This is a genomic window from Syntrophales bacterium (assembly GCA_023228425.1).
Lineage (GTDB): Bacteria > Desulfobacterota > Syntrophia > Syntrophales > UBA2210 > MLS-D.
The window spans coordinates 75,478-87,590 of sequence record JALOBE010000009.1; the positions used below are offsets into that span (position 1 = coordinate 75,478).

The following is a 12,113-nucleotide window of genomic DNA, read 5'->3' on the forward strand; positions in this document are numbered from 1 at the left end:
TGGTACGCTCACCGCACTGCGGCGGCTAACCATGATAGAAATGAGGAGGGTCACCATGGAAAAGACGATCATAACGGAGCAGAAAGACGGCGTGTTGCTGCTGACCTTGAACCGCCCGGAACGGAAGAACGCCTTCGACCGGGCTCAATGGAAAGCCCTTGCCGCGGAACTGGATGCGGCCCGGGAAGACGACGGGGTTATCGTTGCCCTTATAACGGGCGCGGGCGGAGATTTTTCGGCAGGCCAGGACTTGGCCGACTTTTCCGACCTCGTGGATGAACCCGCCTATCGGATATGCGAACGGGCCCTTGTCGATTTTGACAAGCCGCTTATCGGCGCTGTCAGGGGCGTGGCCGTCGGAGGCGGCGCGACCATGCTGTTTCATTGCGACATCGTTTACGTCGGTGAGAGCCTGCGCATGAGGCTGCCCTTTACCGCTCTCGGCATATCGCCTGAATTCGCCAGCACCTACATGCTTCAGGCCCTCATCGGACCCCGCAGGGCCGCGGAACTCATGTTGACCGCCGAATGGATCGATGCCGAACGGGCGGTAGAGACCGGAATAGCATCCCGCGGGTGTAAGGATGACGAACTGCTGGAAGAGGCGATGGCCCGGGCGGCGGAAATCGCCCGGTTGCCCCTGGCGTCGCTGCGGGAGGCCAAAAGAAGCCTCAGAGCGGTCCATGGGGCCGGTATCGAGGCAGCCCTCCGGGTCGAGCGCGAGAGCATGGAACGTCAGCTCGGCGGACCGGAAAATACCGAGGCCATACAGGCCATCATGGAAAAACGACAGCCCGATTTCCGTAATCTGAAGAGATAAAAACGGAGCCGCAAGTCGGGAGAGCGCCGCCGGCTCCGGCAGGAAAGATTCCCATGAGCACCCAGACGATCATCATTCTGTTCGTGGCTGCTGTCGTGGTTGTGGTACTGGTGAAAGGGCTCGGTGGAGGCCGCTACGGGAGACTCCTGCCCGCCGGGAACGTCGCCGAGCGCTACGAGACCTTCCGGGTTGACCCCGAAAAGCAGTACTACACCAGTGGACCCGATTCCTGTCCCAACGCCCTGATGGGTATAAACAGGTCTTGGTCTCTCGAGGGCGGTTTGTGGAAAAAACGCGATCTGACCGAGTCAGCCATGAAGAACCTTGTACTCGACATGCAGCGTAAAGCCCTGGACCACACCACAGTTCTCCACGGATTCGATGTTCTCGATGATCGAGGGTGGAAAATCGGCGACTGGTACTCTGTCATGGGCCTCGACATCACGATACGGATACGGGGAGAAAAACGGGTCTCCATAACGACACCCTTCCCAAGAAACCGGTGAATGATGTCATTCCGAGAGAGGCGGTCGAACCGACACAACCGATAAAGCGCGTTTCATTTCTCAAGACGTGCGCCGTCCCCGTGGACCTTTTTATCACTCGAGGCCTTTAAAATCCGTCATTCCGGGGAGCGCAGCAAGTTTTGTCATTTCGAGGAGCGCAGCGACGAGAAATCTTTCTTTGCGACCGTCATCCACCAATGTGAAAGATTTCTCCCTTCGGTCGAAATGACGGCACGGAGCGGCCGCAGTGACGGTCCGGGCTGGCCGCAGTGACGGCGTGGGGCTGGTCGAAATGATGGCGTGGACCGGGCGAGGATGGTGAAGCGGGTGGTTGCGATAGCGAAGGGTGGCGCTTGGAATAGCGGCACGGGGCGGCCGCAGTGACGGTCCGGGCTGGTCGCAGTGACGGCATGGGGCGCTTGGAATGACGGTCCGGGGCGGATCAGGACTTACAGATTCGTGTCCATGGGGATCAGGCCGTTCTGGAGAGCCAGTTTGATAAGCTCCGCGTTGCTGGACGCACCCAATTTTTTCATGATGCGATGGCGGTAGGTGTCGGCCGTGCTGTTGGCGATGCAGAGGCTGTCGGCGATTTTTTTTGACGGATATCCTTCCACGACCAGCCGGAGCACTTCGTATTCCCGCTGGCTGAGTATGCTCAGCAGGCTGCCCGAGTCGTTGTTTTTCGCCCGGTGCTTAACGTATTCATCGATCACGATTGACGATATCTGCCGGCACAGGTACGTCTTCCCCGCGTTTACCGTCCTGATGGCCTTCAGGACCTCCTTTCCCGCGAGATCCTTGAGCAGGTAGCCCTTCGCTCCCGCGTTCAAGGAACGGAAAACATGCTCCTCCGTGGAGTACATGGACAGCATGATGACGTTCACGTTCGGAAGGGTTCTCTTGATGATTTCCGTTGCCCCGATTCCACTGAGCCGGGGCATGTTGATATCCATCAGGACGATCGGAGGGGTGAGCTTCCTGGCCATGGTGACGGCTTCCCGCCCGTTGGTCGCCTGTCCCACCACCTTCATTTCCTGGTCTCTTTCTATGAGAAGTGTTAACCCTTCCCGGAACATGACGTGATCATCGGCTATCAAAATGTTAATGCTCATAGAGAACTCCTCCGTGACAACGTCCCCTTGTTTTCGGGGACGTTCCCGTGAATTATCCGTTTCTCCACCGTGTTTCATCGGTATCACCGTCCCTTCCGGCGACGCGGACCACCGGTCCTTTCCTTTTGAAAACGTCAACCCGGTCGGCTTCTTCGCCGCTGTCAGGCCTGTAACGTCGTCCGCCGGTCACGGGCCATGTCTTCGGACATTGCTACATCGCATGTCTTTCTAACACGACAGGACCGGAAGAGTTAAGAATCAGTTGCACGGCGGTTTCGGTGCGTCAAAGATGAGGAGGATGTGCCCGGTCGATACACCGGTCGAAGAATGCTCAACGGCGCGTTTGTTCCGGGTCGGCAGTAGTCGGAAGTACAGCTATCTCCACATGACATGTACAAATAGCGGGAATGTTAACGGGGACCCATTCCTAGTATGGTGTTCCTACCAGAAGAAGCAGGATATTTCAACAACAGATGTTCAATGCCGCCCGCTTCGTATCCCGTCCCCGGTCCGCGATCCCCTCTCCTCCGAATTATCAGGGTTCCATCATAGGACAAGGGCTCGTGGAACCCGGCGTCAAGGGTTCCGGGCGTCGCGCGCCCGGCAGGATGTTCACTGAACGAAAGGAGCGTGCAATGAAAAAAAGAGCTCTGGTGATGTGTATTGCCGTCCTCGCGGTTCTCGCCGCCCGGACCGGCCCGGCGGAGGCGGCCGATAATACCGACAGCCACCTCGTGGAGATCACTGTCAGCGAGGTGGCGAACCTGCGTATTCACGAAGGAACGACCGTTATGGCCGCGATCGGGAGCCCGGAAACCGCCGGTGACTCACCCCTGATCACGTATACAAACGCCAACACCAATTATCTGCAGTACACGTCAATCGTCGCGGACGGCGCCACCAGAAAGATCACCGGGGCGATCACCGGCGCCTCACCGGTTCCAAATGGTTTGGTTCTCAGGGTGGTTCCCAGTAGTGCCACCGGGAACAAAGTCGGCGCCGTGGGTTCGGCGGTACCCACAACGGTAACGCTCGGTACCGTCGCTGCGGACATCGTGACGGGCATCGGCAGCGGTTATACGGGGACAGCGGCGACAGACGGCGTGAAGCTGACCTACAGTGTTGCCCTGACACCGGAAGACCTGGAGACGGCGGGTACGGTCACCATCGAGGTCACCTACACGCTGACCGACGGTTCCTGATCCCGGCTGCGCGATGAAGGGGGCGAAGGTTCTTTCAGATTCCCGGGCCGCCATGAAGGATGTCGTCACATGGCTCGGGTTCACAGGCGTGGCGGCACTTCTCGTCCTGCTGACGGCAGCGCCGGTTGTCGCTGAGATCAGCGTCGTGGGGGCCTTGAGCCGTCACATGGTCCTCGCGCCCGGTGACGAGGCTCAGGGACGGGTAATCGTACGCAACCAAGGTACCCGGGACCGTATTGTCCGTGTCCGTCTGACGGATTACCGCAGCCGCTCGGACGGCACCACCCGGTACGGGGAGGCCGGGCGACTTGACCGATCCAACGCGCCATGGGTGCATGTCGTACCCCGGGAACGGGTAATCCCGGCCAACAGTTCATCGTCCTTTACGTTTATAGCGCGTGTCCCCCATGACCCGTCCCTGGCGGGAACCTATTGGAGCATGCTCCTGGTGGAACCCCTGCCGATGGAGGTTCTCCGACCGCCCGACGAACACGAAGGCCGGCCGCGGCTGAACATCCGTACGACCGTGCGCACGGGAATCCACCTGATCATCCACATCCGCGGCACGGGACGGACCGACGCGCGCTTTCAGGGGCAGATGCTGGAAGAGACGGAGGGGCGGCCCGTGCTGCGGTTCGACCTTGAAAACACCGGTGAGCGTCATTTGAACGTCGCGGTATGGACGGAGCTTTTCGATGAACAGGGTCTTTCCATCGGTCGTTTCGACGCCCCGCGGCAGGCCCTGCTTCCGGGAAACTCGTCACGGGTGCGCGTCGCCCTGCCGGGAGTTCCGTCCGGCGCATACAGCGCGCTCGTCATAGCCGATGACGGGAGAGACAATGTGTTCGGCGCTCGGTACGAGATTGTCATCCCCTAGAAACAGGCCTCCGGGGGCCCTACGTGACCTGACGACCTCGTAGAACGTCGAAAAACGTAAGAGGCTGAACAGTTTCGTAAAAGTTTCGGCGGGCAGGGCGAGCGCGCCCCGAGAAATGAGGCCTGTTTTGGACTGCGGTGCGGGAACGAAGAAAAAAGCGCTGAGCGGCATCCGGTTATAATGCCTGAGATCATATCCTCCGCTACCTTTGTACGATGCCGCCATGCCCGTATGAATCTGGAATTGCCATGGCGTTGCGTATCAGACTGTCTGCCGGGTACTCCTGGATAGCCGCTTCCATTCTGTTGACCGGCGCCATAGGAGCGCTCCCCTCGATTGCTCTTGGGCGGGGAATAGAAGTGCAAAGGACATCATCTGAATTCATTCAGGCCGATCCGGAGCAAATTGTCACCCTGTCGTTCCGGGTTGCCAACCGCTCATCCCGGGAAGAAACCCTCCGGGAGCGGGTCGAACTGCCGGAGGGATGGCATCTGGTGGTGCCTCTTTTTGATTTTATTCTCGGGGCGGGCGGGGAGATGTCGCGCATCGTGGTTATCAGGACAGGGCGTCCGCAGGCCGCCGGAGACTATGATGTCCGGTATCACGTGACCAGCAGGCGTGACAGCTCCGTGAGCGTTTCTGAGTCCCTCAAGGTGATAGTTCCGTCCCGGTGCGAACTGTATCTTCTTCCGGAAGGCCCCCTGCCGGAGCGGGTGGCCGCCGGCGAACCCTTTTCATTCCAGGCCCGTCTGGTCAACGGAGGAAACGTGCCGATCACGGTGACGCTGAGCGCCGCCATCACCGGCGGCGGTACCGTCACCGTTGAGCCCGCATCCTTCGGACTTGCCGCCGGGGACAGCCGGGTGGTCGGCGTCGGCGGTCATGCCGACCCGGCGCTGAAACAGCCGCGGCGCCGGAGCGTGCTGATTGACGCCGCCTGTGATCGATTGCAGGACGGCCGGCCTCTGACGGCGCGGGTAACCGTTCCCATCGAGGTGGTTCCTCTTGTGGCGGGAGAGGACATATACCACCGCTTTCCCCTGGAACTTTCCGTCCTCGCGGGGCTCGACGATCACCGGCAGGGAATGCAGTTTTCCCTGGCAGGCGAGGGACACCTGGACGAAAACCGGCGGCACAGGCTGGAATTTTCCCTCCGCGCGCCGGACAGGACGGGCCGTGCCGTGCTCGGTGACCGCGATGAATACTGGATGCGCTACGGAACAACCCGCTGGACGGCGAAAGCCGGCGATCTGGCCTACGGGCTTTCAGACCTGACTTCACACTATCGATACGGCCGGGGCGCCGGCGTCGAGCTTCACGTGCCGGCCGGCTCCCTGACGGCGGGCATGTACCATGCGGCCGACAGGTGGGGTTTTCAGGAGCGCCGGGATACCGGCGGCTACCTTTCCCACGTCCCCGGACCCGGGGCGGAACTGCGCTTCAATGTTCTCCGGCTCCACTATGACGCCTGGAGCAGTTTTCCGGCCACCGGCGACACTCTCTTCAGCCTTCAGGGACAGTTCCGGTTCCGTGATCGGCACCGGATCGAGATGGAATACGGTTTCAGCCGCGGTGACCGTCACAACATGGAAATGAGCCGCGGCGGCAGGGAAGGCGACGCGAAGGACAGGGCGCTCCGCCTTTCCTACAACGGAGTCCTGTTCAGGGATGTGGGTATTATCCTGTCCAGCCGTCGATCGGGTCCCGATTTTTCCGGCCGGAACTCCGATTCCGCTGTACGTGCCGCATCCCTCTCGGTGCCTCTGAACAGGCGAATGCGCTTCAACAGCTCCTGCAATCGATACGAGCGCAATCTTCAGGGAGACCCGCGGCGCGGTTCCGCTCCCAGGGAGAACCTTTACCGCAGCGGAGTCAGCATGAAATTGCCCCTGCGGTGGTTTGTGGGTTTCTATTACGAGCGCTACGACCGTTCCGACGATCTGCCCGCCGACGCCCGGCGTCTTCGAGAACACAATGCCCGCGTTACCGCGGGACGAAGTGCAGGACCGCTCTGGTATCGCCTGGAGGCTCGCCGGGGCAGGGGTGAGGACCTGCTTCGCCGGGTGGATTACCGTTCCGCCGCCTATGAAGCCTCGGCGGCCTTCAGGCACCGCCGCGGCCTGTTTATTTCACTGATCTGCGGTTTCGGCACGGACGATCAGGACAGGGGCGAACGCTATCTGCTGCGGAGAGAACGGTACTTCGGTGGTTCTGTCCGCTGGAAGCCGACTGAAAACGGTACCATGTACGGTACCTACCGGCGCAATGACCTGGACTGCCCGGGCCGGCCGATGCGCGAGCGGGCCGATACCGACCATTACAACGCCGGTTTTCGCTATCGCCTGCCCAACGGCCACCGCCTGGAGCTCGACGTCCGCCGTTCCGACGGGAGCGCCCGGGAGTCCCGGACCATCTGTCAAGCCACCTATACGATTCCCCTGGATATCCCCTTGGGCCGGCGACAATCCTCCGGTTCACTGTCGGGAAAGATTACGCGGGCCGATGTTCCGGGTCGGGCGGTCCGCGCCGGTGCCGTGGTTTACGTGGACGACACGGCATCCCGAACCGACGATCAGGGGCGTTTTCAATTCCTGACACTGTCCCCGGGGGTGTATGAGCTGCGTCTGGACGAACGCGTCCTGGAAGAGGGCCTCGTGGTTGCCGACGGAACGTCAACAACGGTGACCGTAGCCGGGGGAACGTCGGTTGAACGGGACATCAGGCTGACCGCTTCGGCTTCCCTTTTCGGGCGGATTGTCATTGTTGAACCGGAGCGTGATCCAGAGCGCGCGGAGGGCGACAGTTTCCTTGTGGGCGATGGGAATGGAGCCGGCTCCAACGGGGGCGGCCTCGGCGGAATCGAGGGTATCCTGGTGGAAATATGCCGTCACGGTGACCTGCGCCGCACCATCAGCGATCAGCACGGAACGTTTCTTTTCGAGGGGTTGCACCCCGGCGAATGGACAGTGAAGGTGTACGGCCACAATCTGCCCGAGCACCATTACACTGAACGATCCACCCTGTCCGTATCCATGGCGCCGGGTGAAACGGGAGAGATTGTCGTTGAGGTCCGTCCTCGTCTCCGACGGATCAAAAATGTCGGGAAATACCGCCTGCCCGATGAAATCGGCATGGAATAGGAGAACGCTCATGGCCATCGATCTTCCGGTATCCTGGAAGGCCCGTGCCGCCCGTGCGGGAGGGTTTCTGGCAAGCGTCGCGCTGGTCGTCGTCCCGGTCTTTCCGGCCGTGGAAGTCGCCCTGTGCTTCGATTGCCCCGCCCTGGGGGATGCCACGTACGAAAGCGGCGCGTACTGTGTCCACGAATACACCACCGTCGGCGGCGCGAGCTTCCAGCGGCCCCATCCGGACATACAGGATGTGGAGTATCTCGTGGTAGGGGGCGGCGGGGGCGGAGCAGGCATGGCTCCGGCGGGGTCCTTCGGGGCCGGCGGCGGGGGTGGGGCCGGCGGCATGGTGGAAGGTGCCATGCGTATCGATGACACAATCTACCCCATAACGGTGGGTTTCGGCGGAGCGGGAGGATCGCGAATCGGAACCGCCGATGGGGGAACAGGGAAGGACGGATGCGATTCACGTCTTGGTTCCCGTGTGGCCGTGGGTGGCGGCGGGGGCGGAACATTCACCACCGGTCCCACCATGGGGAATCCCGGAAGACCCGGCGGTTCGGGCGGCGGGGGAGGGTTGAGGAGCGGTGTCCCGGGAGGCGCGAGTACCCAGACAAGCCCTGCCGGCGGACGGGGATACGGTCATGATGGAGGCAGCTCCGGCCCTTCAGGCTCCGCTGTATGCGGTATCTATGACAATCACGCCGGTGGAGGCGGCGGCGGGGCGGGCACGTCCGGCTCCCATGGCGGCGTCTGCCGGGGCGGAAGCGGCGGTGACGGACGCCTCTCACCCGTCACGGGAACCATGCTCGCCGGTGGCGGCGGGGGTGCCGGGTACAGCGGCTGCGGTTTCGGCGGTTCGGGCGGCGGGGGTGACGGCGCCATGAGAGACGGCGGAGACGGCATGGCGGGAACCGCCGGTTCGGGCGGCGGCGGAGGCGGCAGCAGTTCCGGAAACGGCGGTGACGGCGGATCGGGCATCGTTGTGATCCGTTATGAAAAGCCGGCCAACAGGGTTACCGTGGACGGTCCCGTCATCCTGAACGTGGGCGGGGGAATCACCATCGGCGGCCAGGGTCAGGCCTCGGATGAAGACTTCCTGACCGCCACCCTCGGCTGGGTATCGGTGGTCGACGGCGGCACGAATCGTCTGACGGCCGTGATACGCAGCGGCACCCTCCCCTCCGGAACGGCGCTTTCAGTGAACGGAGACGGCTTTAACACGGTCAGACTCACCGATGTTCCCCAGGCGATCAGATCAGGAATCAGAAACGAAGCGCGTACCGGCGCGAAACTTGCCTACAGGCTGGAAGTGACGGATTTTTCCTCACTGGCGCCGATAGAAACGGCACGGTCGGTGACGGTGGAATTCGCCATCGAGGAGGCGGAACCCTAGCACCGCGCACGCTTCATGGTCCCTCAGGGAAGCGTGTCCCGGCGCTTTTCTCGGCATTCGGACTTTTTCCGATGCCGTCAATGCCAGACAGAAAGGGGATCGATGCCATGGGAGAAAAAGCAAAACATCTGTTACAGCGGACGGTGCTTTCGATGATGCGTGAAATCACCTTGCCCTTGGAAGAGCTTTTCAACCTCTTTGCCGGGATCATTCAGGCCGGCCTGCGGAATCCCGGGGCAACCGCCGTGCGGATCGAATATGACGGAACCGTCGGGACCGCCGGTATGTGGAAGGGATCACCCCGGGCACGGGCGGCCCGGGCAATTACCGCCGAGGGTCGAACCCTGACGGTAACCACTGACCGGCCGGAAGGAGCGGTCATGGAAGGCGGGCTTCCATCCCCCGCGGCTGAGAAAGAACTGCTTGCCCTCTTTGCGGCCCGTCTTGCCGCGGTGATAGACATTCGCGCCGCCCACCGCCTTCTCCAGGAAACACTGAACCGATACCTGTCGATCGTCGATGACGGCAGTGCCGAAGAACGATGTTCCGATGAAACGGGCCTGGAAGAGTACAGGATCGAGACCACGGGTAAGGAAGGAATTGAACGCCACATTCAGGTCTGGCGGAACCCCCTCGTCCGGGACGGCGAAGAGCGCTACCAGGTACTGTACGAGGACATCACCCGGCGCAAACAGGCCGAAGAAGAACGGGAAGCGGCCCTGACCGAGTTGCGCCGTTCACAGGGTATTCTGGAAAGTATCATTGAGTTTCTTCCCGACGCCACCTTTGTCATCGACAGGGAAGGAACGGTCATCGCCTGGAACCGGGCCATGGAGAACCTTACCGGAGTTCCGGCCGGCGATATGCTGGGCAGGGGAGACCACGTGTATGCCCCGGTCTTTTACGGTGAAATAAAACCCATGCTGATCGATATCGCCCTTCTCCCCGAGCTTGAAGGCCGGACAGACCATGCCCGGATCGACCGGAAGGGTGATGTCTTTTACGCGGAAGCCCTGACACCCGCCCTGCCGAAGGGGGATGTGTACTTAACGGCCACGGCATCGGTGCTTCGCGACACGGAAGGGACCGTCATCGGTGCCGTTGAATGTTTCAGGAACGAGACGGAACGCAAAAAACTGGAAGAAAGGATCCAGCAGACGGAGAAGATGATCTCCCTGAGCCGCGTATCGACGGGAGTCGCCCACGAAATCCTCAACCCCCTGGGCATCATTTCCCTGGCACTACAGCGGGTGAAAACCCTGGGGGACCTTTCTCCCGACGTACTCGAGGAACTGGATGTCTGTGCGCGCCAGGTGGAACGTATCGCCCGTATAGCCGACGGGCTGAAGCAGTATGCCCGCTCTTCCAGCGAGGCCATGGCGCCCGCTGACATCAACGATATCATCGACGGCGTTCTCAGAATGTACCGGTTACAGCTTAAAATTGAAGAAATGACAACGGATCTGCACTACAGCCCCGGTCTTCCTTCCATACCGCTCAACAGGGAAAAAATGGAGCAGGTACTGATAAATCTCTTTTCCAATGCCCTGGGGGCAATGGAAGGCAAGGAGGACAGGCTGCTGTCGGTACGCACCGAACACCGTCGCCACGACGATGGAGAATATCTGAGGATCGTTATTTCCGACAACGGCACGGGCATACGGAAAAAGGATCTGGGCCGCATATTCGATCCATTCTATACCACCCGTGCACCGGGAAGGGGAACAGGCATGGGGCTTTCCATATCACAGGGCATCATCCGCCGGCACGGCGGTCGTATCTGGGCACAAAACAACAGGTGGGGAGGGGCATCATTTTTCATAGAGCTTCCCGTGACGGGGGAGGGGTGCCGCGGCATGGACTCGAAACCGGAAAGGAGTGACCTGTGAAGCGATTGCTCATTGTAGATGATGAAACTGAAATACCGAGGCTGCTGGAGCTGCACATGGCGGCACGGGGATACGATGTTTACACGGCTTTCGAAGGGACGGAGGCCCTGAAGAAGGTACGGGCCGTCCTCCCCGATGTCGTTCTGCTCGACATCGTCATGCCGGGGAGAGGCGGCATCGAGGTGCTGAAAGAAATAAAAAAGATCGGATCTCACATAGCGGTCGTCATGATGACCGCCGTCATCGACGACCAGATGATGGAAACGGCACTTCAGTCAGGAGCCGATGGGTACGTGATCAAGCCCTTCGACCTGTGCACCATGGTAAACGAAGTCCGTGAAGCAATCGATCGCTATATCGCCTGAAATCACTCAGATGATCGATCTGAGCGTTTCCAGACCTGAATAGAAAAAATACGCTGAAAATACAATCAGGAGCGTGGCGCACACTCCAATAAGGCCCCGGTAAAGGCGGTCGGTGAGGAAGCGCCTTCCACCCGCCACGGCGGCGGAAACGGTGGAATACCATGCCAGGTCCGCCAGGATGTGACCGGAGAAAAAGAAAGCGACCCCCCAGAAACCGAACTGCCAAGAGTACAGTATGTACCCGAGGCCGATCGTCGCCCACCAGATGAACCAGTAGGGGTTGGCTACGCTCATGGCTATGCCGGTTACCATCGGATGACGCCCCCGGTCGCGGGTTTTTTCCCATGACAGGCTCAGAGAGGGCAGGGAGCGGAACATTCCGAAAGCCATCCAGAAGAGAATGACCGATCCCACCAGGGCCGTAGTCGCGAACACCGACGGCAGCTTAATAAATGGCGCCAATCCGAGCAGGAGGGCGATGACAAGCCCCAGTTCCAGAACGGCATGACCGGCAATCATCAACGGCCCCGCCACGAACCCCCGCCGTGAACTCTCGCTGATCGTGGCGGTCAGCAACGGCCCGGGCATCAGGGCACCGGAAAGGGCGATCACAAAGGACGACCCGAAAATGGCGAAAAGAGTGGTCGGCATGTTGAACCCCTGTCCAGGACGGCTTCGTGCAAGGTTCTTAAACCCAGATTTTCCATTAGCAGATTTTGGTCATAATAGATAGCGTTAGTCGCTTTTAGTTGTGAGATTATCCTGAGTATGTTCTAATGGAAACCATTAGAAATAGGGTTTTGATTTCAGCGTGT

Annotated in this window: 10 protein-coding genes; 8 read left to right on the plus strand and 2 right to left on the minus strand. The window is 60.5% G+C overall.

The features are described 5' to 3' along the window. Positions 1-55: 55 nt before the first annotated feature. Both M0Q23_05155 and M0Q23_05160 read left to right on the plus strand, forming a co-directional pair. Positions 56-820 carry an enoyl-CoA hydratase-related protein gene (locus M0Q23_05155; GenBank protein ID MCK9528029.1) on the plus strand — a complete coding sequence of 255 codons (765 nt, stop codon included), beginning with the start codon at positions 56-58 and terminating at the stop codon, positions 818-820. A 53-nt stretch (positions 821-873) separates the two neighbouring features. Continuing rightward, entirely contained in the window at positions 874-1,326 is a 453-nt protein-coding gene (locus M0Q23_05160; protein ID MCK9528030.1) for a hypothetical protein, read from the plus strand. Between the two features lie 449 nt (positions 1,327-1,775). Here the strand turns inward: M0Q23_05160 and M0Q23_05165 are convergent, their stop codons facing one another. Further along, a complete protein-coding gene (locus M0Q23_05165; protein ID MCK9528031.1) occupies positions 1,776-2,441 on the minus strand; it encodes a response regulator transcription factor in 666 nt (221 codons plus the stop codon). A gap of 635 nt (positions 2,442-3,076) precedes the next feature. On the opposite strand from M0Q23_05165, the gene M0Q23_05170 reads away from it, so the two are divergent. From M0Q23_05170 to M0Q23_05195, 6 genes are all read left to right on the plus strand, one after another. Then, positions 3,077-3,643, plus strand: a complete 567-nt coding sequence (locus tag M0Q23_05170) for a hypothetical protein (protein MCK9528032.1) — start codon at positions 3,077-3,079, stop codon at positions 3,641-3,643. Between the two features lie 13 nt (positions 3,644-3,656). Then, complete coding sequence (locus tag M0Q23_05175; GenBank protein ID MCK9528033.1) at positions 3,657-4,520, plus strand: hypothetical protein; 864 nt, start codon at positions 3,657-3,659, stop codon at positions 4,518-4,520. Between the two features lie 248 nt (positions 4,521-4,768). Continuing rightward, positions 4,769-7,660 (plus strand): carboxypeptidase-like regulatory domain-containing protein, encoded by a 2,892-nt coding sequence (locus M0Q23_05180; protein MCK9528034.1) that lies wholly within the window; start codon positions 4,769-4,771, stop codon positions 7,658-7,660. A 10-nt stretch (positions 7,661-7,670) separates the two neighbouring features. Beyond that, complete coding sequence (locus M0Q23_05185) at positions 7,671-9,044, plus strand: hypothetical protein (GenBank protein MCK9528035.1); 1,374 nt, start codon at positions 7,671-7,673, stop codon at positions 9,042-9,044. A 107-nt stretch (positions 9,045-9,151) separates the two neighbouring features. Beyond that, positions 9,152-10,933, plus strand: a complete 1,782-nt coding sequence (locus M0Q23_05190; GenBank protein ID MCK9528036.1) for an ATP-binding protein — start codon at positions 9,152-9,154, stop codon at positions 10,931-10,933. Next, the gene (locus tag M0Q23_05195; protein MCK9528037.1) at positions 10,930-11,298 is read left to right on the plus strand and encodes a response regulator; all 369 of its coding nucleotides are present in this window, start codon (positions 10,930-10,932) and stop codon (positions 11,296-11,298) included. The genes M0Q23_05190 and M0Q23_05195 overlap by 4 nt, the downstream gene beginning before the upstream one ends. 6 nt (positions 11,299-11,304) lie before the next feature. Here M0Q23_05195 and M0Q23_05200 read toward each other — a convergent pair whose 3' ends face one another. Next, positions 11,305-11,949, minus strand: a complete 645-nt coding sequence (locus tag M0Q23_05200) for a LysE family translocator (protein MCK9528038.1) — start codon at positions 11,947-11,949, stop codon at positions 11,305-11,307. Between the last annotated feature and the right edge of the window lie 164 nt (positions 11,950-12,113).

Coding starts and splice junctions, on each gene's coding strand:
- M0Q23_05155 (MCK9528029.1), top strand. CDS start 56: ATGGAAAAGACGATCATAACGGAGCAGAAAGACGGCGTGTTGCTGCTG.
- M0Q23_05160 (MCK9528030.1), top strand. CDS start 874: ATGAGCACCCAGACGATCATCATTCTGTTCGTGGCTGCTGTCGTGGTT.
- M0Q23_05165 (MCK9528031.1), bottom strand. CDS start 2,441: ATGAGCATTAACATTTTGATAGCCGATGATCACGTCATGTTCCGGGAA.
- M0Q23_05170 (MCK9528032.1), top strand. CDS start 3,077: ATGAAAAAAAGAGCTCTGGTGATGTGTATTGCCGTCCTCGCGGTTCTC.
- M0Q23_05175 (MCK9528033.1), top strand. CDS start 3,657: ATGAAGGGGGCGAAGGTTCTTTCAGATTCCCGGGCCGCCATGAAGGAT.
- M0Q23_05180 (MCK9528034.1), top strand. CDS start 4,769: ATGGCGTTGCGTATCAGACTGTCTGCCGGGTACTCCTGGATAGCCGCT.
- M0Q23_05185 (MCK9528035.1), top strand. CDS start 7,671: ATGGCCATCGATCTTCCGGTATCCTGGAAGGCCCGTGCCGCCCGTGCG.
- M0Q23_05190 (MCK9528036.1), top strand. CDS start 9,152: ATGGGAGAAAAAGCAAAACATCTGTTACAGCGGACGGTGCTTTCGATG.
- M0Q23_05200 (MCK9528038.1), bottom strand. CDS start 11,949: ATGCCGACCACTCTTTTCGCCATTTTCGGGTCGTCCTTTGTGATCGCC.